General features: G+C 64.7%; 21 protein-coding genes. 4 read left to right on the top strand and 17 right to left on the bottom strand.

What is annotated here, in order from left to right:
* Positions 1-14: 14 nt before the first annotated feature.
* The 4 genes from EV687_RS16905 to purM all read right to left on the bottom strand — a co-directional run bounded on the left by EV687_RS16905 (position 15) and on the right by purM (position 4,782).
* The gene (locus EV687_RS16905) at positions 15-1,424 is read right to left on the bottom strand and encodes a GGDEF domain-containing protein (protein WP_122231391.1); all 1,410 of its coding nucleotides are present in this window, start codon (positions 1,422-1,424) and stop codon (positions 15-17) included.
* Between the two features lie 226 nt (positions 1,425-1,650).
* Positions 1,651-2,181, bottom strand: a complete 531-nt coding sequence (locus EV687_RS16900; RefSeq protein WP_122231389.1) for a GNAT family N-acetyltransferase — start codon at positions 2,179-2,181, stop codon at positions 1,651-1,653.
* 379 nt (positions 2,182-2,560) lie between these two features.
* On the bottom strand, positions 2,561-3,682 hold the full coding sequence (locus EV687_RS16895) for an AI-2E family transporter (protein WP_122231387.1): 1,122 nt from the start codon (positions 3,680-3,682) through the stop codon (positions 2,561-2,563).
* A gap of 50 nt (positions 3,683-3,732) precedes the next feature.
* The gene (gene purM / locus EV687_RS16890; RefSeq protein WP_122231385.1) at positions 3,733-4,782 is read right to left on the bottom strand and encodes a phosphoribosylformylglycinamidine cyclo-ligase; all 1,050 of its coding nucleotides are present in this window, start codon (positions 4,780-4,782) and stop codon (positions 3,733-3,735) included.
* A 142-nt stretch (positions 4,783-4,924) separates the two neighbouring features.
* Between purM and hda the strand changes: the two genes are divergently transcribed.
* From hda to folK, 4 genes are all read left to right on the top strand, one after another.
* Positions 4,925-5,689, top strand: a complete 765-nt coding sequence (hda, locus tag EV687_RS16885; RefSeq protein ID WP_122231668.1) for a DnaA regulatory inactivator Hda — start codon at positions 4,925-4,927, stop codon at positions 5,687-5,689.
* 295 nt (positions 5,690-5,984) lie between these two features.
* Positions 5,985-6,680 (top strand): histidinol-phosphatase, encoded by a 696-nt coding sequence (locus EV687_RS16880; protein ID WP_122231383.1) that lies wholly within the window; start codon positions 5,985-5,987, stop codon positions 6,678-6,680.
* 20 nt (positions 6,681-6,700) lie between these two features.
* A complete protein-coding gene (gene pcnB, locus EV687_RS16875; protein ID WP_122231381.1) occupies positions 6,701-8,431 on the top strand; it encodes a polynucleotide adenylyltransferase PcnB in 1,731 nt (576 codons plus the stop codon).
* Positions 8,418-8,948 (top strand): 2-amino-4-hydroxy-6-hydroxymethyldihydropteridine diphosphokinase, encoded by a 531-nt coding sequence (gene folK / locus EV687_RS16870; protein ID WP_122231666.1) that lies wholly within the window; start codon positions 8,418-8,420, stop codon positions 8,946-8,948. The genes pcnB and folK overlap by 14 nt, the downstream gene beginning before the upstream one ends.
* Before the next feature lie 31 nt (positions 8,949-8,979).
* On the opposite strand, the gene EV687_RS16865 is transcribed toward folK, so the two are convergent.
* From EV687_RS16865 to EV687_RS16805, 13 genes are all read right to left on the bottom strand, one after another.
* A complete protein-coding gene (locus EV687_RS16865) occupies positions 8,980-9,378 on the bottom strand; it encodes a DUF423 domain-containing protein (RefSeq protein WP_122231379.1) in 399 nt (132 codons plus the stop codon).
* Between the two features lie 189 nt (positions 9,379-9,567).
* Complete coding sequence (locus tag EV687_RS16860; protein ID WP_207226492.1) at positions 9,568-10,008, bottom strand: YbaN family protein; 441 nt, start codon at positions 10,006-10,008, stop codon at positions 9,568-9,570.
* Positions 9,998-11,323, bottom strand: coding sequence for a tetratricopeptide repeat protein (locus EV687_RS16855; RefSeq protein WP_162846665.1), 1,326 nt, complete (start codon positions 11,321-11,323; stop codon positions 9,998-10,000). The genes EV687_RS16860 and EV687_RS16855 overlap by 11 nt, the downstream gene beginning before the upstream one ends.
* Before the next feature lie 121 nt (positions 11,324-11,444).
* A complete protein-coding gene (locus EV687_RS16850; protein WP_122231373.1) occupies positions 11,445-12,071 on the bottom strand; it encodes a biliverdin-producing heme oxygenase in 627 nt (208 codons plus the stop codon).
* An 82-nt stretch (positions 12,072-12,153) separates the two neighbouring features.
* On the bottom strand, positions 12,154-14,676 hold the full coding sequence (locus EV687_RS16845; RefSeq protein ID WP_165392838.1) for a PKD domain-containing protein: 2,523 nt from the start codon (positions 14,674-14,676) through the stop codon (positions 12,154-12,156).
* Positions 14,677-14,826: 150 nt separating this feature from the next.
* A complete protein-coding gene (locus EV687_RS16840; protein WP_122231369.1) occupies positions 14,827-17,529 on the bottom strand; it encodes a TonB-dependent receptor domain-containing protein in 2,703 nt (900 codons plus the stop codon).
* Positions 17,530-17,664: 135 nt separating this feature from the next.
* Positions 17,665-18,669, bottom strand: coding sequence for a FecR family protein (locus EV687_RS16835; protein WP_162846663.1), 1,005 nt, complete (start codon positions 18,667-18,669; stop codon positions 17,665-17,667).
* A complete protein-coding gene (locus tag EV687_RS16830) occupies positions 18,666-19,313 on the bottom strand; it encodes an RNA polymerase sigma factor (protein ID WP_122231365.1) in 648 nt (215 codons plus the stop codon). The genes EV687_RS16835 and EV687_RS16830 overlap by 4 nt, the downstream gene beginning before the upstream one ends.
* A gap of 334 nt (positions 19,314-19,647) precedes the next feature.
* The gene (locus EV687_RS16825; RefSeq protein WP_122231363.1) at positions 19,648-20,088 is read right to left on the bottom strand and encodes a YbaN family protein; all 441 of its coding nucleotides are present in this window, start codon (positions 20,086-20,088) and stop codon (positions 19,648-19,650) included.
* The gene (locus EV687_RS16820) at positions 20,085-21,455 is read right to left on the bottom strand and encodes a tetratricopeptide repeat protein (protein ID WP_162846662.1); all 1,371 of its coding nucleotides are present in this window, start codon (positions 21,453-21,455) and stop codon (positions 20,085-20,087) included. The genes EV687_RS16825 and EV687_RS16820 overlap by 4 nt, the downstream gene beginning before the upstream one ends.
* 145 nt (positions 21,456-21,600) lie before the next feature.
* Positions 21,601-22,254, bottom strand: coding sequence for a biliverdin-producing heme oxygenase (locus EV687_RS16815; RefSeq protein ID WP_122231359.1), 654 nt, complete (start codon positions 22,252-22,254; stop codon positions 21,601-21,603).
* A gap of 72 nt (positions 22,255-22,326) precedes the next feature.
* Positions 22,327-23,796 carry a surface lipoprotein assembly modifier gene (locus tag EV687_RS16810; RefSeq protein ID WP_162846661.1) on the bottom strand — a complete coding sequence of 490 codons (1,470 nt, stop codon included), beginning with the start codon at positions 23,794-23,796 and terminating at the stop codon, positions 22,327-22,329.
* A gap of 492 nt (positions 23,797-24,288) precedes the next feature.
* On the bottom strand, positions 24,289-25,023 hold the full coding sequence (locus tag EV687_RS16805) for a HupA family protein (protein WP_122231355.1): 735 nt from the start codon (positions 25,021-25,023) through the stop codon (positions 24,289-24,291).
* Between the last annotated feature and the right edge of the window lie 383 nt (positions 25,024-25,406).

Genomic DNA, 25,406 nt, shown 5'->3' with positions numbered 1-25,406 from the left:
CCCCTCTCCGTCATTCACACGTCGGAGCGATCACGGCCGGCGCTCTTGGCGCGATACAACATGGTGTCGGCCCTGGCGAGCAGGCCATCGACACCAACAGGACGACCATCGGCGGGATCGTCCATGGCGATGCCTATGCTTGTCGTGATGACCAGCGACTTCCCATCGTCCAGAATCACCGGCTCGCGCGTTGCCGAACGAATCCTGTCTGCGAGTGCGACAGCTTGCGCTTTCGTGCAGTCGAACACCAGGGCCGCGAACTCCTCTCCGCCAAGTCGTCCGAACAGATCCTGGGCGCGCAAGCACGCCCTCACCCGCTCAGCAAAAGCGACCAGCACCTTGTCCCCGGTGGCATGGCCGAAGGTGTCGTTCACCGTCTTGAAATGATCGAGGTCGAACATCAGTATCGCGCAGGGCTGCCGGGTGCCGGCAAGGCTTTTTTCCGCATCCTCGCAAAACGCTTTGCGGTTGAGCATGCCTGTCAGCGGGTCATGCGTGGCCAGGTGATGGAGTTTGGCCAGCAGGTCGTTGCGGCTTTGCATCACGCATGCCAGCATAATCGGCGTGACGGCGATCAGGGAGATCCCCAGCCTCCAGGAGACGAGCATCATCTCGTCATCGGGATGTGCCGGCACGTAGCCGGCCGAGATGAAACCCAGGGTCCAGACGCCAAAGAGCAAGGTAAGAGCAGCGGTCGGGAAAACCGGGTAGACCAGAGCGCACCAGAGCAAGGCGGGAACCGGAAAGGCGATGGCACCCGGGCCGCCGATCCAGGCGGCAACCATAAAGGACAACAAAAGCACGGCCACGGGAGGAATGTCCGCTGCCCTCAATGACTTGGAGTCCTGAAGCCGCTGTCGCCAGCGAAGCTGGTCTGGAGCTGCCAAGATGACAGGCAGAACCGCGGCATAGTTGGCGAACTCCGTTGCGCACCAGAATACCCATCCGCGAAGAGCGCTGCCATTGAAAAGCATGGGGTTGGCCACGCCGCCCACCACACCCGCCACCGCCCCGCCTGCCGCTGCTGCAAGGAGGAGATAAAGCATGGACGCGGGTTGCCGCAGCCCCGTCTGGGCGGCGGGAGATCGCATATAAACCCCATACGCCGCCGCGATACCCGCGAGATTGGCGCCGTTGAGGATCAGCGCCTTGACCAGCGACGATCCTGTCAGCAGGTCGGCTGCCATGAATGCGATGCCGCCGGCGATCCACTTGGGCAGCCGGCCCGCTGAGGGCATCCGGATGAGAAGACCGAGCATCACGGCATTGGCCGGCCAGACCGTCGCCAGGAAACCGACCGGCCGCGTATGGATGCCGATCAGACACGCAAGAAATACCACGATGGCGAAGAGCAGTGGCGCGAGCGCCCGCGATGCGACCCGCCTCGATCGAGGCCAATTATTGAGGAGCGGGGTGCCGGCCATGCAATTGCCACCTCCCAAGCAATGTCGGGCCATCATAGTGAATCTGTCTCACATCGGTCTCCTGTCTCGGCAACAAATTTGCAAGATTGTGCAATGCCCCCACTGCGGCAGGTGATCAACGCCTGTGCCAGGACGGCCATCGCGCCAACCGACAGTGGATCTGGAGCAATGAAAAAGCCGACCTTACGAGGTCGGCTTGTCCGGGGTGGGGAATGGAACTGGCGGGTCAGCGATTGCCAGAGATCAACGAGCGCTTGACACGGATTTCTTCGATCTTGATGCCGCCGATCACCGCGGTCTTGGCACTGCTGAGCTCGCGCTCGAAGCCGGCGGTTTCATGGAACTTCAGCGCACGTTCGTTGCGCACCGGGATCCAGGCGGTGACATTGGTGCAGCCCTCTTCATGCAGCCCTTCGCGGGCGGCATCCCAGAGCGCCGCGCCCACACCCTTGTTCCAGTGGTTGGGGGCAATGTAGATGGCCCAGATCTCACCGGTGGTCGGACGGGTCTTCTCGTCGCGCGAACGGTCGAAACCCACGAAGCCGACGATCTTGTCGTTCTCGATGGCCACCTTGACCTGGGGCTCGCAATATTCGATGGCTTCGCGCCAGTAGGCCACGCGCTTGTCCAGGCTGATGGACTTCAGGTGCTCATCGGGGACCAGACCCTTGTAGGCGGCTTGCATGGCTGCGGTGTGGATCTGGGCAATGGCTTTGGCATCGCGGAGCGTGGCGGCACGAACCTGAATAGTCGACATAATGAGTTTATTAGGGGAAACGAGAAATCGGCGAAGGGCGTATTCTGCACCCAAGCCCCTGCGGATTCAAGTAGCAAAGGCGGGCACAGGAGAATTCGCCGGCATGCTTGCAAACGCCGGCGTTTTCGTGATTGCATGGGTGTCGCGGCCGTGCACCTGCAGCACGCCGCACAGGTCTCGGCGCATGTGCAAAGTCTCGGCGCGCTTGCCGTTGTGGCTGAGAAATCGTGGCTGCGAGGCGCAAACCGCAGCCGGGCTGGTGGCCCGGCGATAATTTGCAACGCCGCTGCATGCGGCTTTTCAGGGGCAGGCCAAAGGGCATGGCGCCGCCGCTGTGCGGCTGCGTGGCGAGAACTGTGGATACGCCCTCAGAACCCGTTCACACCAGCCGCGCCGCTTCCAGCTCTTTTTTCAGATAGGCATAAAAGAGCGGCGCTGCCACCAGACCGGCCGGACCGAAGATGGCTTCGCTGACGAACATCACCGCCAGCAGTTCCCAGACCGCGATGTGGGTCTTCTGACCAACCACCTTGGCGTTGATGAAGTATTCGGCCTTGTGGATCAGGATCAGGAAACCCAGGCAGATCAGCGCCGTCATCGGCGAGACGGACAGGCCGACGATGGTAATGACCGCATTGCACAGCAGGTTGCCGACGATCGGGATCAGCCCGGCCACGAAGGTCAGTGTGATCAGCGCCGGCGTATAGGGCAGGCGCAGCTCGAAGGCCGGCAGCACCAGCAGCAGGAAGAAGGCCGTCAGCGCCGTATTGAAGCTGGCGATCCAGAACTGCGCGGTGACGATCTGGCGGAAGGCGTCACCAAAGCGGCCGACGCGCACCTTCAACGCATCGGTCAGCGGCGCATGCTGGTTGCTGTGGCTGCGCACTGCGGCGAGTGCGCCGATCAACAGGCCCACATAGGCGTATAGAAAGCCCAGCAGCCAGATGCGCCCGGCGTTGGCCAGCGCACCGGCCTTGGCCCAGAGGTAATAGGCCACGGTGCGCTGCACCTCCTCGGCCTCCTTGGGCAGCATGGCGGCAATGTCCTCAGGCAGGTTATCCTTGAATTCGAGGATGGTGCGCGCTACGTAGTCGGTCAGCTCGGTGAACTGGTGCGGTGCGGTCAGCAGGTAGCTGCGGTAGTGGCTGAAGGTGAAGAACAGCATCAGCAGCGGCGCCAGAATCACCACCGTGGACGATAGCCGCGACAGCCAGCCCATTACGCGCGGGCCGGGGTGGCGGCGCACCAGCACCACCAGGCGCACCAGCACGGTATTGAGCCAGCGGGTCAGCAGAAAGCCCAGGCAGGCTGCCAGCAGGCCAGGCAGCACCCCGACGAACATCACCAGCAGCAGCCCCAGCGCCATCAGCAGGTAGCTGCCCAGGCGAATGTGCCAGGGCACATGGCTGTCGAGCTGCGGCGGGGTTGCCACCAGCGCAGCAGCTGTCGCATCATCGGCCGCGACCTTGCCTCTCTTGTCATCCGCTTGCGTGAAAGCCATTGTCTTGTCTCAATCCCTCATGCGGCGGATGGTTTCCTCTTCAGACGGTCTCAGGCCACAACCACTGCATCGCCGTCGCCGCGCGGGGCGATGTGGCCCAGCTCGAAGACAGCCTCTCCGTGGGCCCGCAGCGTCTCGGCCACGGCCTCGGCATCATCGCGTGACACCACCAGCACCATGCCAATGCCATTGTTGAAGGTGCGGTTCATCTCGCGCGCATCGATGCCTGCGGTGCTCTGCAGCCAGGCGAACAGTTCGGTTTGCGGCCAGCTGCCAGCTCGCAGGTGGGCCGCCAGGTGGGCCGGCAGCACGCGCGGGATGTTCTCCAGCAGGCCACCGCCGGTGATGTGGGCCAGGCCCTTGACCTGCCGGGGATACGCCTCCAGCGTGGCCAGCACGCTTTTGACGTAAAGGCGCGTGGGAGCCATGATGGCTTCGCGGAACGGCTTGCCATCGAGCGTGGCGGGCAGCTGGCTGCCGGCACGCTCGATGCACTTGCGCACCAGCGAGAAGCCATTGGAGTGCACGCCATGGCTGGCCAGCCCCAGCACCACATCCCCCTCGGCAATGTCACGGCCGTTGATGATGGCGGACTTCTCGACCGCGCCGACCGCAAAGCCGGCCAGATCGTATTCGCCGTCAGGGTACATGCCGGGCATCTCGGCAGTCTCGCCACCGATGAGCGCGCAGCCCGAGAGCTCGCAGCCCCTGGCAATGCCGGCCACCACTGCGGCGGCGGTGTCCACATCGAGCTTGCCGCAAGCGAAGTAGTCGAGGAAGAACAGCGGTTCGGCGCCCTGCACCAGGATGTCGTTGACGCTCATGGCCACCAGATCGATGCCCACGCTGTCGTGCATGTCCCACTCGAAGGCCAGCTTGAGCTTGGTGCCCACGCCATCGGTGCCGGTCACCAGCACCGGCTGGCGGTAGCGCGCCGGCACCTCGAACAGTGCTCCGAAGCCGCCGATGCCGCCGAGCACGCCTTCGCGCATGGTCTTCCTGGCCAGAGGCTTGATGCGCTCGACCAGCGCATCACCGGCGTCGATGTCGACGCCGGCGTCTTTGTAGGTCAGGGGTTGGGAGGAAGAGGTGGTGCTCATGTCTGGGGCAAGGGAATCTGGACAGGGAAAGCGCAGCATGCGTCCGCTAGAATCCGACGATTCTAAGGCCAGTATGACGCCGGCCGGCTTTCTCCGCCCCAGGCTTTGGGGCCTTTCCCGCAATTTTCTCTCAGCTATGGTCATGCAGCAATTGGCGCTGGACATCGGCATGGCGCCCGAGCCTGACTTCGCCCACTTCCTGGCCAATGGCAACCAGCAGGCCGTCGAATGCCTGCAGGCCGGGGTGCAGCAGTTGCTTGCCTCGCGCAGCGGCGGCGCCACGGGCCCGACACCCTCGCCGGTCTATCTGTGGGGCCCGCCGGGCGCCGGCAAGACCCACCTGCTCTCGGCCGTGGCGCTGGCGCTGCAGGCCCATGGCCTTGCCGTCGGCTGGCTGCGCGGCCGCCCGCTGGCGGGCCAGACCAGCCACCACGAATTCGATCCCGACTGGGCCGCCGTGCTGCTCGACGACGTCGATCTCTACAGCGCCGCGCAGCAGCAACAGGCTTTCAACTGGTTCATCAATGCCAGCCACCCGATCGAGGGCGCGCCGCGCTGGGTGCTGGCCAGCGGTGCCTGCCCGGTGGTGAACCTGGAAATGCGCGAGGATCTGCGCTCGCGGCTGGGCTGGGGCCTGGCCTTCCAACTGCACGTGCTCGATGATGGCAAGCGCCAGATGGTGCTGCGCCAGCAGGCGCAGGAACGCGGCCTGCAACTGAGCGACGAGGTGGTGCAATACCTGCTGAGCCGCTATGCCCGCGATCTGGCCAGCCTGAGCGAACTGCTTGCCCGCCTCGATGCGCATGCGCTGCGCACCCAGCGGGCCATCACCATTCCACTGCTGCGCGAGATGCTGCAGGACGGCATCCCCGCTCCCCGCGACGAGGACGACTTCTGGAAGCCCTAGAGAAGCCCTGCACTCCCCCGGGCGTTGCGCAGGCCGTTGTCACGGCGCGCCACCACGGCCGAATAACGCCAGGCGCGGGGCTTTCGTGCGAAAATGCCGGCTGCCCTGCAAATGCACCATGGTCCTTGAGCCGCACCATGTGGCGCTGCAGGTCCGCTGGCAGCCCACGCCTCGAACCTCGGCCGGGCCACCGGCCGTCGCACGGCGCGTCATGCGCACCGATGCCAGCCGACGGGTGTCGCCACACCCGCACCAACCACCTTATGCCCCTTCAACCCGGCATGATGAACCCGGCATGAACCACACGCCCTCCGCCAAGCCGCGCCTGGCCCTCTTCGACCTGGACCATACCCTGCTGCCCCTGGACTCCGACTATGAATGGGGCCAGTTCACCGTGCGCGAAGGCTTTGTCGATGCCCGGGACTTCGCCGCGCGCAACGCGGCCTTCCTGGCCGACTATCGGGCCGGCACGCTGGACGTGCATGCCTATGTGGACTTTGCCACCGAAGCGCTGCGCCGCCTTGGGCCCGAGGCCAGCGCCGCTGCCCGCGCGCGTTTCATGGCCGAGGTGATCGAGCCGGCCATCCAGCCGGTCGCACGTGAACTGCTGCAGCGCCATCGCGCCGCTGGCGACGAGATCCTCATCATCACGGCCACCAACGAGTTCATCACCACGCCGATCGCCCGGGCGCTGGGCGTCGAGACGCTGCTGGCGCTGAACCTGGAGCGCGACAGCCACGGCTGGTTCAGCGGCCGCATCGCCGGCACACCCTCGATGGGCGCAGGCAAGGTCACCCGGATGCAGCAATGGCTGGCCGGGCGCGGCTGGGACTGGGGCGACGTGCATACCAGCTTCTACAGCGACTCGCGCAACGACATCCCGCTGCTCGAGCGCGTCGACCAGCCCGTCGCCACCAACCCGGACGACACGCTGCGCGAACACGCCAGCGCGCATGGCTGGCCGATTCTCGAACTGTTTCCTGCGGGGTGAGCCCCGCACACCACGCATCCATGATCAAGCAATTCATCGACAAGCTGCTGGGCAAAAAGGCCCGCAACAACACTGACGGCGGCAATCGCGGCAACACGCATGCCGAGGCCGAACGGCCGGCGCGCGGCGCTCGCGCATCCCGCAAGATCTTCGGCACGCGCCGCGACGTCGGCGCCGAAGTGCACGGCATCGACCCCAAGCTGGTGGATCGCCGTGCCAACGAAGTGGTGACGACCCTGCAGGACCATGGCTACGAGGCCTACATCGTCGGCGGTGCAGTGCGCGACCTGCTGCTGGGCCTCAAGCCCAAGGACTTCGACGTCGCCACCAACGCCACGCCCGAGCAGGTCAAAGCCTTGTTCCGCCGTGCCTTCATCATCGGTCGGCGCTTTCGCATCGTCCACGTGGTGTTCGGGCGCGGGCGCGAAAACGAAGTCATCGAAGTCACCACCTTCCGCGCCTACCTGGACAACCAGGCCGCCGACAAGGTCAGTGGCAACGAGAAGACCAGCCGCCAGGCGCTGGCCAATGTGCAGCATGCCGTGGACGCCAGCGGCCGCGTGCTGCGCGACAACGTCTGGGGCAGCCAGCAGGAAGATGCGGCGCGGCGCGACTTCAGCATCAACGCCATGTACTACGACCCCCGCACGCAGACCGTGGTCGACTACCACAAGGGCATCGAGGATGCGCGGCGCCACACCATCCGCATGATCGGCGAGCCGGCCACGCGCTACCGCGAGGATCCGGTGCGCATGCTGCGCGCCATCCGCTTTGCCGCCAAGCTGCGCGCGCTGGGCTTCACGCTCGACGCCAAGACCGCGCAGCCGCTGTCCGAACTGCGCGGCCTGCTCGGCGACATCCCGCCCAGCCGCATGTTCGACGAGATGCTCAAGCTGCTGCAGACCGGCCATGCGCTCGCCTCCATCGCCGAATTGCGCGAGTTGCACCTCGAGAGCGGCATCTACCCGCTGCTGGACCTGATCGTCGCCCGCGGCGACCAACCGCTGGTGCAACTGGCCCTGCAGGACACCGATCGCCGCGTGGCCGAAGGCAAATCGGTGGCGCCCAGCTTCCTGCTCGCCTGCGTGCTGTGGGACGACGTGCAACGCCTCTGGCAGCAGTACCAGCAGGACGGCCTGGCGCCCCACCCCGCACTGCATCAGGCCATCGACGAAACCTTCGAGCGCCGCGTCGGCGACGTCTCGGGGCGCGGCAAGCTCGGTGCCGACATGCGCGAGATCTGGGTCATGCAGCCCCGCTTCGAGCGCCGCACCGGCAAGGCGCCGCTGAGTCTGGTCGAGCAGCCGCGCTTTCGCGCCGGCTTCGACTTCCTGCGCCTGCGCGCGCGCACCGGCGAACTGGACGAGGCGCTCGCGCAATGGTGGGAAACCTTCAGCCTGGCCAGCGACGAACAGCGCCTGCAAATGCTCGAAGAGGCCCGCCGGCAAAGCCAGCAAAGCTGCAAGCTCGGCACTGGCGGCACCGGCCCCAAGCGCAAGAGCCGCAAGCCGCGCACGCAGGACGATGCCACCGCAGACACGCCAGCAGAAGCAGCCGACGTCACTGAAGATGCTGTCGATATGGCCGATATGGCCGATATGGCCGATGTGGCCACCACACCGGACGACGAGACAGCCCCACCGGCCGCCAAGAAGCGCCGCCGCAGGCGCAGGAAGCCGGCCGATGCCAAGCCCGCCGATGGCGGCCTCCCTGGCGCCGCAGCGCCGCGCGCCCCCGATGCACAAGCCTGATCCGACCGAAGCCATCGAAGGCGGCATACCCACCTGGATCGGACTGGGCGCCAATCTCGGTGACGCCCGCCAGGCGCTGGAAGCCGCCGCCAGGGCCATTGCCCGGTTGCCCGATTGCGCGCTGGAGCAAGCCTCGCCGCTCTACCGCTCGGCCCCGGTTGATGCGCAGGGCCCCGACTACCTCAACGCGGTCGTGCGCGTGCGCACCCGGCTGCCTGCGCTGGCACTGCTGGACCATCTGCAGGCCATCGAGCTGGCCGCCGGCCGCGAGCGCCCCTACCGCAACGCACCGCGCACGCTCGACCTCGACATCCTGCTCTATGGCGACGTGCATATGGACATGCCCGAGCTCACCGTGCCCCACCCCCGCATGTACCAGCGCGCCTTCGTGCTCAGGCCCTTGGCCGACATCGATGCACAGCAGGTACCAGCCGCGCTGCTTGAGAGCGTGGCCGCGCAGGCGCTCGAGAAACTGCCCGCCGCGCAGCAGTGGCATCCGTTAGCGGATAAGTCCTAGGTCACCCGCAAGCCTGATCTCAAAACGATTCTCAGATTGGCCTGCCGGCCTCCAGCCAACCCGCCAGCGCCAACGCCAGCCAGGCCAGGATGAAGCTGGTCCCCCCCCATGGAACGAAGGGACGCAGGCTCTGCACACTGGTGAGTGTCTGCAGATAGATCAGGCCGCAAAACAGCACGATGCCCAGGCAGAACAGCGCCGCCGCCGCAACCAGCGCCCGGTTGCCGCCGGTCTGGCGGAACCAGAGGCCGATCAGCAGCAGCACCACGGCATGCAGCAACTGGTAATGCACCGCCGAGCCCATGCTCATGCGCGCCGCCTCGCGCGCCTGCGGCGAGGCAATGAAGCCCAGCCCATGCGCGGTGTACGCCCCCATGGCGACCCCGATGGCGCCGAACAGGCCGGCCAGGACGATAAAAAGTCTGGACATGCAACTTCTCCTTGCTTGGTTTCCTGAAACTCGGTCATGCGGATGCGGCCATGGCGTATCCGCGATTCGATGCGATGGCCCGATGAAAACGAGCCGCACATGGCACGCAAGGAAACGCTGATTCATTCGTCCGGATCGCCGCTCCCCGGATCGGGACACGGCGACAGGGTTGGATGACTCCGCGCTTCCTCAAGGCTCGGGCCTGCGCCAGAGCCAGAACTGTACCCCCGCCATGCAGCCGATGGCGATCCACACCGGCACCCGGTGCGGGATTGTCCACAGCATCAGCCATGAGCACAACAGCATCGACACGCTCGCTGCCCACTTGGCACGCCGGCTGACCTTTCTGCCATCGCGCCAGTTGCGCAGCATTGGCCCGAACAGCCGGTGCCTCAGCAACCAGCTGTGGAACCGGCTCGAGCCGCGCGCCCCCGCCCAGGCCGACAGCAGCACGAACTCCGTGCTCGGCAGCCCAGGCACCACCACGCCCACGCAGGCCACGCCCAGGCTCAGCACCGCCACGGTCAGCCAGACGGCACGCAGCAGGCGCGAGCGCGCCAAGGGTTGCGGCAGTGGCTGCTGGTGGACGTCGGCCAGTTGCGCAACCGGTTGCGCATGCTCACGGTCCATCGTCCGGTCGCGGCCCCGCCAACGCCGATTGCTCATCATGCTTTTGTCCTTGCGCCGACTCCAGTGCCTGCACGCGCAGCTGGTACGGTCGCGCCTGTGCCACCCGCCCCTGGCTCAGGTACAGCGCCTCCAGGTTCTGCAACACCGGCAGCAGCTGTGCATCCTCCGCGCCCAGCGCACGCTCCATCAGCGCCAGCGCCTGCAGGAACTGCGGCTCGGCTTCGGCAAACCGCCGCCGACGGTGCTCGAACCCGGCCAGGTAATTCAGGCTGCGTGCCTGGCCCAGCAACGCAGCCGGCGTCTCCTCCAGCCTGCGGTACTGTGCCAGTGCCTGCTGGTGCAGTAACTTGGCTTCTTCCATCCTGCCCTGCGTGCCTTCAAGCTGCGCAAGGCTGCTGACGAGATCGGCCTCGGCCAAGCTGGGATGGCCTTCCTGCTGGCGGCGCACCAGCGCCAAGGCCTGCTCAAAGAATGCGCGCGCCTGCTCCAGTTCGCCACGCTGTCCATGCCACAGCCCCAACTCGCTCAGGTGCCCGGCCAACGCACGGCTGTCAGGTTCCCTGGCCCGGAGAATCCGCACCGCCCACTGGTGCAGCGGCACGGCCTGCTCATGCTTGCCGCGGGCGTGATGCAGGTTGCCCAGCGCCGTCAACACCGGCACCAGCTCCACCGCATCTTTACCGTACTCGCGTTCATGAAGCTGCAGGCTTTGTTCCAGCGCAACCTGCGCCTGCTGCCATTGCCCTTGCTGCTGCAATTCCCGGCCGTGCCGCAGCAAGGCCAGGGCCTTGAGCTGGTCAGGGATGGCTGCCTCGCCTTCGCGCAAACGCTGGTTGTAGCTGCGCGCCTGTTCCTTTTCGCCCAGACTCTCGTGCACACGGCTCAACGCCGCCAGGGCCTGCTGTCGCAGTTGCGCCGCGGCCGCATCACCGGGCAGCGCTTCGGCAATTTGCAGCGCACGCCGGTAACTTTGCAGAGCCAGGTGCCGGCGCTCGCCCCCGCGTTCTTCCTGCACCTGACCGAGGTTGAAGGCCAGCAATGCCGTGTTGGCGTGCGGGCCCAATGTTTGTTCGCTGATCTGCAGGGCCTCGCGCAGCAGTTGCTGCGCCTCGTCGGCATGGCCCTGGCGCTGGCGCACCAACGCCAGCACATTGAGACTGCTGGCAATGAAGGGCTGGGTCTGGCCCTGGCCGGCACGCGCCTGCACCAGTGCCTGCCGCGCGGCCTGCTCGGCAGCGTCCAGCTCATCCGCAGCATAGGCGGCCTGCGCGCTGTCGTAGCGCTGCTGCCAGGCTTGCTGGCTTGTTGCGGTCATGTCGCTGCCGGCAGCCAGGGCGGTGAAACCCCACGCCATTGCCGCGGCCACTGCGCATTGCCGCCATGTTGGGCATCGGCCCAGGCATGCATGGCTTGCAAACATGCGGCGACTCCTTCCCTCAAGCAGTTGGGGGCAGCGGGCAGTATTGCTCAACGTAGGCCAGCGCCTGCGCAAAGGCCGCATTGGCACCCTCGACGCTCCGCGGCTCATCATCTGCCGGCAGCGTCACTTCGTCGAACTGGGCGATGAAGTCGCGCCAGTGCGCGGCGCGGCCATCAGGGTGCGGAGCCAGGTGACGCGCGCCGAACTGGCCGCCCAGCTCCAGTGCCGCAGCGGCCTTGAGCAGGAAGGCCGCGCCAATATTGGAGCCCTCGACGGCATAGAGCCAGCCCAGCGCGGTGGACAGGTCCACATCCGCCCCGGCAGCAAAACGCGGTTCAGGCAAACCCGCCAACGGCAGGGCCACGCCCAGGTCGCACAGGTCCTGCTCGACCAGTGCCAGCCGGCTGCGTTCGGCCAGTTGCGGCAACACGGCATTGAGTGCCGGCGCAACGTATAGCGCCTCGACATCCCGATGCAGTCGGTACTGGGTGTGCAGGAAGGCTTGATAGCGCTGCCGATCGGCGAACGGCCGAAACGCCATCAGGCGACGGTCCAGTTGCTCGTGAACACCGCGCGTCGCGTCCTTCAGCATGGCTCGACGGCCTGTCATCTTGAAATCCTTGGCAAGGGTCGCTGTCGTCATGATTCTCAAATCCGGAAATGGCTTTGGCAGAAAGCGCCATGGCGCTTTCTGCCAGCGGGAGAGGCAGATGCCTGCCCGGGGTTCAGTACACCCCGATGGTCGGGTTGAAATGGAAGGTGAAGTCGGGCTCTTCCTTGATCCCGAATGACCAGCTCAGGTTGCGTTTGTCAGCAACCACCCTGCCGCTCTCGCCAAGCGCCGGCAGGCGGTCGATGGGCCAGACCAGTTGGAACTCCACGCTGTCGCCTTTCTTGATGATCTGGTTGTCCTGGAGGCCAACGAACTTGGGAGTGAAGGCGCCATCGGCATCGACAGCCTTCAGGTTGGTGATGGTGTAGTCGCCCCCCACGGCAGACAGCCGGAAGCTGCGCACGACGAAGTCACCACGGAAACCGTTTGTGAATCCGGTGCGAATGATGTCCGCGCCTGCGATGACGGCATTGCCCGCATACTCGCTGACAGCCGTCCCTTCGAACGGGAATATCCGCTGGACGGCCAGGACGTCATCATCCTTGGCGATATTGAATACCAGCTGTTGGTCGGCATTGGACCAGCCATGCTGTTGCCTGATATCTTCGAGAAGCAGGTTGGGGTAATCCTCTCGGCTGGACGCATGGACTTCCATCGCGTAGGGCCCGCCGAAATCGATGCCGTCGCTGACCGCGAGGTCAATCACATAGCGTCCCGTTACGGTTGGCGCAAAGCTGAAGCTGTTGCATGTCCAGTTGCGGATGCTCAGTCCTTCCGCGATCCAGTCCTCCAGCGCGATCACTGAGGTGCCTGGATAGCTATTGCTGCCGGTGGCCGCGCAGAAGTAGTCGCTGGGATGCGCCAGCTCACTGCCGGCCGGCTCGGCGGAAAGTGTCCACAGATAGCTCAGCGGATCGCCGTCAGGGTCATACCCATTGGGCTGGAACAGCATGCTGTTCCACTTGTCCACTCGGGTGGAAGTGGTGCCGGTGTTGTACTGGATGGTGTTGCCGCTCTTGCCGATCAGCATGGGCTGCTTTTGCGTGAATGCCGGACCGCTGAGGGAAATGCGGCCGATGGGCGCATTGTTGACGCTCTTGGCGTTCACAACCAGGGTTCTCGGAGTCACCGAAATGCGGTCGGTGCTGGGGTAGCCATGTTCATCGGTAACGAGCAGGTCGAAGCGGTACTGCCCCGGCTGGTCAGGAACGAAAGTGGCGTTCATGCTGCTTGCACCTGTCAGCGAGACATTGCTGTTGTCCGGCTTGTCCAGCAAGGTCCATTGGTACGTCATGCGGTTGCCATCCGGATCGCTGCTGCCTTCCGCGGTGATGGTGACGGTATTGCCGACACCCACGACACCACTGCTGCCCATGACACTGGCGGCGGCCTGAGGCGGGCGGTTCGCGCCATTGATGACGGTGTAGGTGGCCGTGACAGGATCGCTCCAGTCCGTGCCGTCGAAGACGCGCAGTCGCACCTCGTAATCACCATAGTGCGTTCCCACGAATGTCTGTGCCTTGAAGTTGGCGGCCGCGTCGTAGCCTTCGGGAGCGCGCAACAGAGTGAACTCGCGCCCCGTGTACAGGCTGTCGCCGTCGATGTCGTAGGAGTACGCGGCGGTCATGTTGATCGAATCGCCACGCTCGGCCTCCCAGGTCTTGCTCCATGGAGCCGTGATGCGGGCGACCGGCTTCGTATTGGGCGCGCCTTCGGGCTTGATGACCTTGATGTTGAGCTGCTTGCCGCCACTGGCCTTGCCGTCGAATACGGTCAGACCGATGCTGTAGGTTCCCGCGAAGTCAGGGGTGAAACTGGCCTTGGCCTTGTTGGCATTTTCCAGCGTGGCTTCTGATCCAATGGGTTTCGACGTCACCAGCCAACGATAGGTCAGCGCGTCTCCATCCGCGTCGCTGCTGCCGCTGCCGTCGAGCTCTATGCGCTCACCACGCACGGCGTTCTCGACGTCCGCCACGATGTCCGCCTGGGGAATCGCGTTGAGCGCGCCGATCTTGATGATCACTTCAGCCGGCGCGCTGGTCTTGGCTCCGTGATACACCACCAGGGATGCTTTGTAGGTGCCATCCTTGTCGGCCACGAAGCGGGGCTGCACATGGTGAGGATTGTCCAGCTCGGCTGCACTGCCTTCCGGCTTTTGGGTCAGTGTCCAGCTGTAGCTCAGGCCAGCAGCGCTGCCACCGGCGGGCGGCTGACTGGGTGTGCCATCAAGCTGCACGGTCGTTCCCATCAACTGATTGATTTCCACCAGAGCGGGAATCGCTACCGGATTGGGATTGCTCACGGCAAGCGTGACCGCTGCGGTGCTGCTGCTGGCCGTACCGTCATTGACCACGAGCGTGATGACATATTCGCCGGGAAGATCCGGCGTGAAGGTGGGCTTGGCTGCCGTCGCATCGGACAAGCTGGCGACACTGCCCTGCGGCTTTTTCTCGATGGTCCACAGGTAGGTCAGTGTCCCCACGTTGGGCGTGGTACTGGCCGTACCATCAAGGGTCACGGTGGCACCGGCCAGCACGCTGGTCTGATCAGCAGAAGCCGCGGCCGTTGGCGGGTTGGTAGGCGCGACGGGAACGGAGTCCCCACCACCACCGCCCCCACAGGCGGCAAGAAACAATGCAGACGCCGCGGCCAGCACAGCGAGTCGGTTGCGCAATGAAGTTTGCATGATTTTTCCTTTGTCTTCTATTTGCTCTAACTTGCTCTAACGAATGAAGAGTGCGAAGGCAGCCGGCCTGCTGCTCCTGCATCCAATGAATCAAACTGCTCAGAAAAGCCAAGTCACGCTCAGACGCGCACTGCGTCCGGGTGCGGGCACCAGACCCAGACTGAGGGCGTCGAGGTAGTACTGATCCGTCAGGTTGTCGATGTTGAAATCGACACTGAACCGGTCATTGATCTTGTAGGTGGCAAACAGATCCCAGGTGGTGTACTTGTGCCAGGGAACTGGCGAAGCGAAGCCGCCATCGACTCCTTGCGCGTTGTACTCCGGCGTGGGTTTGCGCTGCCCCATGAAAGTGCCGCGCGCCCCCAGCGTGAGCTTTTGCCCCATCAAGCGGGTTCCAACGGTTGCGCTGGCATGCCACTTGGGTGGAATCATGTTGTTGACATAGCTGGCGGCGATACCGTAGTCGGTGCATTCCATGCGGCGGTAGCTACCGAAATGGCAGGTCTCGACAAAGGTGTACTTGGTGCCACTGAGTTCCGTGAAGAAGCGCCCCATGTCGTAGGAGCCCGACAGCTCGACGCCATGGAAGCTCACGCTCTCGATGTTGCGCAGCGTAAAGAACTGGCTGCCCGATCCCTCCTCCCAGGTATTGGGAATGGTGCGCGTCAGATAGTCCTTGGTGTGGTTGCGGAAGTACGCCAGCTTGGCGCGAAACTTGTCGCTGCTGCGCCAAAGACCATCCTTCATGAAGCCGATGCCTATTTCCTTGTTCCTGGTGTGTTCGGGCTTGAGGTGGATGTCCTGCGACGGTGCAACGGAGAATCCGGCCGTGGTCTCGAACAAGCTGGGCATGCGCAGCGCCTCTGCGTAGCGCCCATACACCTGCAACCCCGGACGCGGCTCCCATTGCAGGCTCAGCAGCGGCGCTGAACCACTGCGCCTGGACTTCATCATGACAGGATCGCAATCGCCCTCCGCATCGGGATTGACACAGTAATCGCTCTCCACAGTCACATAGCGTGGCTTGTCGTCCTGCGACTGGAAGCGGGTATGGCGGATACCGGCTTCCAGCGTCCACTTGGCAGCCGGCTTCCACTGCGCCGAAGTGAACAGGCTCAGTTCCTTGCGGCTGCCAGCGCGGCCACCCGCCGAGAAGGAATTGGCATCACCATCGCCATGCACCTTCTCGGTCTGGTAGGCCAGGCCGTAATCGAGCTTGATGCCGCCCCATTGGTCGAATTGCATGCTGTTGCTCAGATCAGCACCCCAGCGCTTGTAACGCTCGGTGCCGATGTCGAACATGTTGCTCCACACCCCTTCGGAATAGTTGCGGTTGAGACTGGTGGTATCGGTATGCCACAGGTTGGCGCGCAGGTCGAGCATGGCATCGTCAGCCGGGTTCCAGCGATAGCGACCCGCGTAGGTATTGGCGGTGACCTCGCTGTTGCTGGTCTGGCGCACCTGGCCGAGCCAGATCAGCTGGGAAGGCATCAACTCGCCATAGGTGCTGTCATAGCGCAGGTAGCTCAACTCCAGTTCGTGCGCGTCGGCCAGGTAGAGCTTGCCTTTGAGCAGCGTGGACTTGCTCTCGTAATTGGTGTTGGCGATGCGCTCGCCGGCACGGAATCGCGTGGCGCCGACAATCTCCGGACGCACCTCGGTATAGAAGCCCCGGTTGGTGGTATCGGAGAGGTCCAGGTAGGGTGCTGGCCCCTTGGTGCCCGCATAGTAGTTGCCCTGCCGACGCTGCGCGTAGGCGGCCACCAGATCAACGGCCTCAAGGCGCTTGGCCAGCGCAACGCTGCCCGCCCAGCTCTTGGGCTTCAACAGGCCTGGGCGGTTCATGCCCTCCGTGGAGCCCTGTGCATGGGCGATATCGAATGGCCCTTGGCACAGGCTGGCAATCACGCAATTGATGCGATACACGCCGGCGGTTCCTCCGGCCGCATCTCCGCCGGTGTTGTATCCCGATGGGGTGCCTGGCTGCGGCACCGAGCCGCTGTTGTTGCCGATGGCCTGCGCACGCACACGCAGGCCGAAGTCCTTGCCCGGACGCACGATGTCGTCGGCGTTGATGGTTCGCATGCTGACCAAGCCGCCGGTGGCACCGGTCCCCTGCGCCCCCATCACTGGCCCCTTGTCGATCTGGATACCGCCGATCAGGTCTGGATCGACATAGCTGCGCGATGCCACGCCCGCATACCCTCGATACACCGTGGTTTCCTGCCGCGCGCCATCGACGATCACCGGCACGCGCCCCTGCCCCTGCATGCCGCGGATGTTCACATCCAGCCCGCCGCTGTTGCGGTTCTCGCCCACAAGAACGCCGGCCGTACCCTTAAAGATGTCGCCGACCGAGGTGCCGCGGAACAATTCGATCTCATCGCGCGTCAGCACATTGGTGGACCCGGCACTCCGGTAGGTGCTGTCCTTGTCTTCGGTATCCATGGCGCTGGCCGTCACGCTCACTTCCGGCAGGCTATCTTCGCTGGCGAGCGGCATCGGCAGCGTGCGGACAATGGTCACGAAGCGGCCATCGACTCGCCCCTCCAGCCCGGTATCGCGCAACAGCAGGGCCAGTGCATCGGCAGCGGCAAACCGGCCGCGCACACCAGCCGACCGTTTGCCGGCCGTCAGACCGGAATCGGCGACGACCGAAAGACCCGTCTGCAGCCCGAACTGGCCGATGGCCTCGGCCAGCGGCTGCGGCGAAATGTTGAACTCGATGGACTGTGCCTGGGCAGCAGCGGCCAGCACCATGGCAGCGCCGACGGCCAGACCCGCGCGGAGTGAGGAGTGCATGCAGTGATTCTTCGGTTGCGGTTGAGTGGCGCGTCAATGCGCCCACTCTCAATGACGAAGAACCACTCCTGCCACCCTGGGTCTAAATTGTATTAATTTGCAACATCATTCGTTTTGACAATTGATCCAGGGCGTTCAGCGCGGATACAGGTAGACGGCGGCATCGTCCTGCTCGACATCGACCGCAGCCAGCGCGGGCAGCCGGTCGATGAACTGCTCGATGTCGCCGAACTGCACCACCGCGACGATCCGCGGCACCGGCCCATTGCCTCGCCGCTCCTGCGGCGCCAGCACCGGCCGGCGGCTATAGCGGCTCAGGCGCGTCGCAAGCTCCTGCAGGGTCGCGCCGGAGAACACCAGCGCATTGCGTTGCCAGGCGAAGCCGTCGGTAGCGGGAATGTCCTGCCGCTCGCCGCCCTGCTCGCGCACGTCAATGACCTCGCCGGCCCCCAGTATCCAGTGCTCCCGTTCCTGCCAGAAGCGCTTGCCGAACCATGGCCGCATGCGCGCCACCCGCACCCTGCCGCGTTCAACGCTGACCCGGGTGAGCGTATCGGTGAGCCGGTCGACCACGAAATACGTACCCAGCACCGTGACCCTGGTGTACTCCCCGTTCACCACGAACGGGCGCAAGGCGTCGGCCTGCACCTCGAAAGCGGCCACGCCCTGGTGCAACTCGATGATCCGCGCATCGCGTTCGTAGCGGATGCTCAGGCGCGTGGCGGCCCCGAGCGTGACACGGCTGCCATCGGGCAGCGTATGCACGCTCGCCGCCTGGCCGGCCGGCACATGCAATGTGGCGTGGTAGTCCGGCGCACCACCATGCTGCAACACGCGCCAACCTACGGTGCCGACGCCGAGCACAGCGACCGCGCCCACCAGCCCCCCCTTGATGGCCTTGCGGCGCGAGCGCCGGGCAACGCCCTGCCCATACGCGGCGGCAGACGCCAGGGAGGCCAGGCGCTGCGGCGAATCGAAATCCTCCCAGATCAGCGCCAGCCGCTGGTAGGCAGCCGTGTGCATCGGATGGGCCAGCAACCACCGCTCGAAGCGGGCTCGCTCCGAGACATCGTCCTGCGCCACGTTCTGCATGTGGGCAAACCATTGCGCCGCCTCCCTGTGAACCTTGCTGCTGTTCATGGCAATGCGTCCCGGTGTGCCTCGCGCCATGCGACGAGCTGCAGCAGCGCCCGCGCCACATGTCCCTCGACGGTCTTGATGCTGATGCCCAGACGCTCGGCGATCTCCGCCTGGCTGTAGCCCTCGACGCGCAACATCCAGAATGTCTCGCGACAACGGGGCGGAAGGCAATCGAAGAGCTTCTGCAAATGCTCGAGACGCTGGCGCAAATGCATCAGCGTTTCCATGGATGGCTGCGCCGTATCCTGCAGCTCGGAGGCGCAGCCGTCCTCGCCCTCCTGCAGTTCCGGCAGTGGCACGAAGCGCCTGGCCCGCCGGTGCTGATCGATCAGCGCCGATTCGGCAACGCGCCAAAGATACGCATGGGGCTGCCCGACCGGCTTGCGCATGGCCGTGGACGCGTAGCGGATCAGCGCGTCATGCAGCACATCTCCGGCCTGATGCGGGCATTGGGTCTTCTTGAGCAGCGCCTGGAGCAAGGTGCCGTAGAGCCAATGAATGTCGATACCCAACCAGGTATCGGCCGAAGCGTCCGTTCCGGCGGCGTCGCCTCGGCGGCTCTCGACGGATGGCTTGGCGATCTGCCGGTGCGGCGTATGCGCGCCCCACCCCGGCGAAGCGCGGTCAGAGAGAGAATCAAACATGGATGGCCTGCAACCTTTCTGCGGTTTCGATCAGTGCCGCAGCAGGCATGTGGCATGTCTGCTGCGGCACTTCCAGCCATCGTGGTAATCCCCGTCTCTGGCGCCGCCGGGCGGCTTCCCACGCCCCGATAGGGCCGGCGCAGGACGGGTTGAGGTGTTATAGGGCCCGATTTATAGCATTTCCATCAAGCCTGCTCACCGCAAGGTGTTTGCACGCCAGGGCCTCGCGAACGCCTCAGGCCTGGCACTCCGGCCATCTTTTGCGCTTGGCCCGTACCGTGGTCGGCGACACCTGATGGTTTCCGCAACATCGGCCCGGCGCAAGACCCGAGGCTCAAGGCTCGGGCCTGCGCCAGAGCCAGAACTGTACCCCCGCCATGCAGCCGATGGCGATCCACACCGGCACCCGGTGCGGGATCGTCCACAGCATCAGCCATGAGCACAACAGCATCGACACGCTCGCTGCCCACTTGGCACGCCGGCTGACCTTTCTGCCATCGCGCCAGTTGCGCAGCATTGGCCCGAACAGCCGGTGCCTCAGCAGCCAGCTGTGGAACCGGCTCGAGCCGCGCGCCCCCGCCCAGGCAGACAGCAGCACGAACTCCGTGCTCGGCAGCCCAGGCACCACCACGCCCACGCAGGCCACGCCCAGGCTCAGCACCGCCACGGTCAGCCAGACGGCACGCAGCAGGCGCGAGCGCGCCAATGGCTGCTGCGGCAGTCCGGGGCGGACTGCCGCCACATGCGCCCTGTCCTCGCGTTGCTCGTCGTTCATGGCCCTGCCGTACCAGCCGCATCCCCAGCCTGCTGCCCGGCTTGCTGCTTGCGCTGCAGCTCATGCACCCGCAACTGGTACGGCCTGGCCTGCTCGGCCCGGCCCTGGCTCAGGTACAGCGCCTCCAGGTTCTGCAACACCGGCAGCAGCCGCTCGTCCGCCGTGCCCAGCGCCTGCTCCATCAGCGCCAGCGCCTGCAGGAATTGCGGTTCGGCCTCCGCAAAGCGCCTGCGGCGATAGTCGAAAGCCGCCAGAAAGTTCAGGCTGCGCGCCTGCCCCAACTGCGCCGGCAGGCCCTGTGGCGCGGCGCGGTACAGCGCCAAGGCCTGGCGGTGCAGATCCCTGGATACATCGTCCTGCCCGGCCTGCCCTTCGAGTTGCGCCAGATTGCCGACGACGTCCGCCCGCGCCAGGGTCTTCTCGCCCGCCGTCTTCGCATCGCCATTCTGCCGCTCCAGCAGCGCCAGCACCTCCTCGAAGCCTGCGCGGGCTGGCTCGAACTGCCTGTCCTGCAACTGCCACAAGGCCAGTTCGTTGAGGTGCCCGGCCAGGACCGCCTCCTGCGCCCCCCCTTGCACCGTCTGCTGCCGCAGGATGTCCATCGCCCGCTGGTGCAGCGGCACGGCCCGCTCATGCTGGCCGCTGGCGTGGTGCAGATTCGCCAGTGCAGTCAATGCCGGCACCACAGCCGCATCCCGCGCGCCGTGCGCGGCCTCGAACAGCTGCAGGCTCTCTTCGAGCGCGGCCTGCGCCTCGGACCACTGGCCCTGTTGCGTCAACGCCATGCCCTGGCGCAGCAGCGCATCGGCGCGCAGATCTGGCGGCAGGCTGGCCTGCGACTGCAACAGGCGGCGGTTGTAGGCATCGGCGCGCTGCGCCTCGCCACGCTCTGCATGCAGGCGGCCCAATGCCGCCAGCGCCTGCTGTCCCACCTGGGTGGCCGCCGTGTCGCCGGGCAGTGCGTCGGCAATCCGCAAGGCCTGTTCATAGCTGGCCAGCGCATGCTGCTGGTCTGCAGTTTGCCCTGGCCCCAGCTCTTCCTGCACGCTGCCCAGGTTAAAGGCCAGCGAGGCGGTGTTGGCATGCCGGCCCAGCGTCTGCCGGCTGGTCTCCAAGGCTTCGCCGAGCAGTTCGGCCGCCTCCTGGAGCCGCCCCTGGCGCTGCAGGCTCAGCGCCAGGATGTTCTGGCTGCTGGCCACAAAAGGGCCGGTCTGACCCTGGCCGGCACGGGCCTGCGCCAATGCCTGCCGAGCGGCCTGCTCGGCGCCCGTCCAGTCGCGCCTGCCATAGGCATCCTGCGCCCGCGCGTACAGGCTTTGCCATTGCCGCTGGCCGGCCGCGGCATCATCGGCGGCAGCCAGCGCCATACCGGATCCCAAGCCCGTAGCGGCAGCAATGGCCAGCAGCAAAGCCGCCACAAGCCGTTGCCAACGCGGCGTGGACCGGAATCGGAGGAGGAATCGAAAACCGGAACGGATGAGGCGGGCATTGCGCACGGGCGGGCCTCCCGATTCAGGCCCGCACGCCATCGGCCGGCAGCGCGCAGTACTGTTCCACATAGCCCAGCGCCTGCGCAAAGGCCGCGTTCGCACCCTCGACGCAGCGCGCCTCATCGGCTGCCGGAAGCGCCACATCGTCGAACTGCGCGATGAAGTCGCGCCAGTGCGCGGCCCGGCCATCGGGGTGCGGCGCGAGGTGGCGCGCGCCGAACCCGCCACCGAGTTCCAGCGCCGCAGCCGCCTTGAGCAGGAAGGCCGCGCCAATGTTGGAGCCCTCGACCGCATACAGCCAGCCCAGCGCAGTGGCGACGTCCACATCCTTCCCGGCGGCGAAACGCGGCTCGGGCAGGCCGGGCAGCGGCAGCGCCACGCCCAGGTCGTGCAGGTCCAGCTCTACCAGCGCCAGCCGGCTGCGCTCGGCCAGTTGCGGCAGCGCGGCATTGAGCTGCGGCGCCACGTAGAAGGCCTCGACATCGCGGTGCAGACGGTACTGGGTCAGCAAAAAGGCCTGGTAGCGCTGGCGGTCGGCGAACGGGTTGAACGCCATGATGCGGCGGTCCAGCTTTTCATGAACGCCGCGTGTCGCTTCCTTGAGGGCCGCGCGGCGGCCAGCCGCCGCGAATCCGGCATGGTGATGATGATGGTGGTGGGCCTGTTGTGTGCTCATGGTGATGGATCTTGAATCTTCAGGAGGTCAATGAAAAACGGAAAAACGGAAGGCTGTCCGCCCCCAAAGGCATCAAAACACCTTGTTGAAGCCCAGCGTGACGCGATTCTTGCGGTAGTTGTACGCATGGGGAATGGTGCTGTTGTTGCGACGGTGTTCGTAGCTGACGGCCGGCGTCAAGCCCTGCCACTGCAGGCTCGGGAAGGTGGCCTGCACGTAGAGGCTGTTCTCATGGTCACGCTGGCGCCTGCCGCCAAAAATGGCATTGCGGGCTTCCGCCACCTTCAGGCGGTGGCCGTAGGCCACGTTCAAGGTGGCCTGCCCGGCAAAGGATTTGTAGACGCCCAGCCGGGCCACCTTCTCGCGGTAGGAGTAAACAGACTGCTGCGCCTCGTTGTCGCGCCAGTACAAGCCGCCATAGGCCACGAGATCGGGCTTGACGGCGTAGTTGGCAAACAGGCTCAGGCCGGTGAAATTGCCCTCCAGCGTCTGGTAGTCGCGCGAGAAATTGCGTACCTTGTACTCGTAGCTCGCCTCGACCTGGGCACGCGCCGTCAACTGCCGGCGAAAGCTCGCGCGCGCGCCAAAGGCGTGGTAGATCTTCTCGCCATACTCCCGGTTGAACTCGAACAGCGGCAGCAGTTGGAGCTGGTTGCGGGCCGAGCCGTACTGGTAGCCCAGGTACGTGGTGGAGACCAGGTTGTCGTAGTCCCCCTCCTCCCGGTAGGTGTTGCCGTAGTTGATGCTGCGCAGCATCACCGCATGATTGCCCGCCAGCGGCCACAGTTTGTTGATGGTGGCCTCGAAGTTCAGACCCGTGCCATGGATCTCGTGGCCCGGGTTGTTCCGCAGGCAAACCCCTTGAAGAACCCACGCGCACTGCTCGACCACCGTCGAGGCACTATTCAGGTTGTCCTCATGCACCAGCGCCAGCGACAGGTTCAACTGCCAGCGCGTGCGCCGCGCAATGTTCGCCAGCGATTCATCCACGTGCCGGGCAATCACCGGCGGCACCTGCTGGCCCTTGAGGTGCGCGTACACCTCGCGGGCATCGCGCAGGCGGCCATCGGCATACAGCGCGCGGGCCAGGTCCAACTCGCCGCGCACGAACTGCGGGTTGCTGCGCATCACCTCGCGGTAGCCCTCGATGGCGCGGGCCAAATCACCCTCGGCGGCGGCGCGGCTGGCATCGACGAAAACGGCCAGCGCCGGATCATGCTGCGGCACCTGCTGGTACTGGCGCAACGACCGGTCCGCGCCGAACCAGTCGCGGCGGTTCACCGCGCCCAGCACTTCCAGCATCAGCCGCTGCAGGCGCGTGCGCGGGCTTTGCGTCATGGCTTCCAGCGCCTGCCGGTAGGATTCGCTGACCGTCTCGTCTTCTTCCTCGTCGGGCCCGGGCGCCGCCTGCTGGCGCAACTGCTGGGACTGCTGCTCCGAGCCCTGCCAGAGCCGGTCGGCCGTATCCTGCTGCGCATGTGCCGCAGGGCTTGTGAAAGCCAGCCAGCCAGCCAGGCCAATAGCCCCTGCGGCTTTGCTCAAAAACGTCCCCGTCATTCGCGCACATTCCCCGGCCATTTCCGAACCTTTCCCCGCACCTTCCACCGTCATTCCGGCGAAGGCGGGAATCCAGGTGGCCCGATTGTGGCGCTGAAGGAAACGGCGACCAATGCACACGGCGCCACTGCATGCCGGGTCAAACCCGAAATGACGAGGCAAAGGCAACAGCATTGGGCCAAAGGCCCAGTCACGCCACCTGCGCAAGGCAGACGAGACAAGAATGGAGATGAAATTCATGGCAATCACAGGGCTTGTCGCCCGCCACGCTCTGCGATGAACACTGCATGTCCGCGCCAAACTGCCGCACGGGCCAAACAACGGGCAGCGAAAAACAGACTGTTCATGGCAGAGCGCGCCAAACGTTCATGTGAAAGAACCTGCCCGCAGGCAGGTTCCAAGGATCATCATGGTTCAACTGGCTTCACTTCTATGTGGCTATATGGATTTGTTGTTATTGACTGGCGTCAGCTCGGCTTATTGCGCAATGCCGCCGAAGGCTGCCTGGTAGGCGGAACCACCATCGGCAACACCCGCCACGGCACTGCTGGAGCCACTGCCGAAGAAAGCTCCGCTAGCAGTACCGGAATCGCTGTTGTAGGCAGAAGTACCGCTGAACGTACCGGCGCCCGCATTCACAGCGGTATTGATCACCAGGGTGTTGGTGCCATCCGTCAGGCCCGCGCCAGCGGTATTCAGATTGCCATTGACCAGATTCAGCGTACCTTGCAGCACGGCAGGGGAACTGCCGTTGCCAGTCGTCTCAACCAGCGCCACCGTGGTGTAGCTGGTGTTGCTGGTCGGGATGGCCCAGCCCGTGCGATCGCCCACGTAGAAGGCGGCGGTGTCGCTGCTGTCGGTGTTGGTGACCAGGCCGAAATACACTTCCTGGTTGCCGGTCGGCACCTGCGCCCAGTTGAAGTTGTAGTTCTCGATGCCATCAACACCCGGATGGGTGTAACCCAGCAACTGGTAGCGGTTGAACCCAGACTCCGAGCCTACTTGCAGCGCGGAGAACGAAATGCTGCTCAGGCTGATGACGTAATCAGCAAATCCGACGCCCGGCGCGCCATTGGGCCCATGGAAATGGGTGTCCGCGAAAGTCGATCCGCCGACATTCAGAAAGGACTTCGTCGTCTCACCGACGGAGTCAAATGCGCTGGCAACGCCTACGACGGCCAGCAGTGCGGTAGCAATGACTGTCTTCTTCATATGGAACTCCTTGACAAAGGGAATTGTGTGCATGGCACACGGTTTGCTTGAAATGTCCCTACCGCCAAGCTTGCGCCTTTTGTTGGGGACGGCGCCATGATTTCAGAAAATTCTCATTTTTCCAAGCAATCCAAATTACCCATGATAATAGTGCCAATATTATTTGGAAGAATGATTAATCCCCTCCGACTGATATGCCAGATATTAAAAACAAAAATTCCACGCCTTTGCATTGCAAAGGATTTTTCATATCAATTTCATCATCAATTCAACACAAATGATTCATTCCGCTGTCATTGACTGGCTGAACTGCCATATGCGTATTTCAAAAATATCTATCTGGATTTACACTCCCTGACAAAAAACTGGGGAAGACCAAAAAA

It is taken from the genome of Corticibacter populi, from assembly GCF_004217315.1.
Taxonomy (GTDB): Bacteria; Pseudomonadota; Gammaproteobacteria; order Burkholderiales; family Burkholderiaceae_C; genus Lampropedia; species Lampropedia populi.
This window is presented reverse-complemented; position numbering and strand designations above follow the sequence as displayed.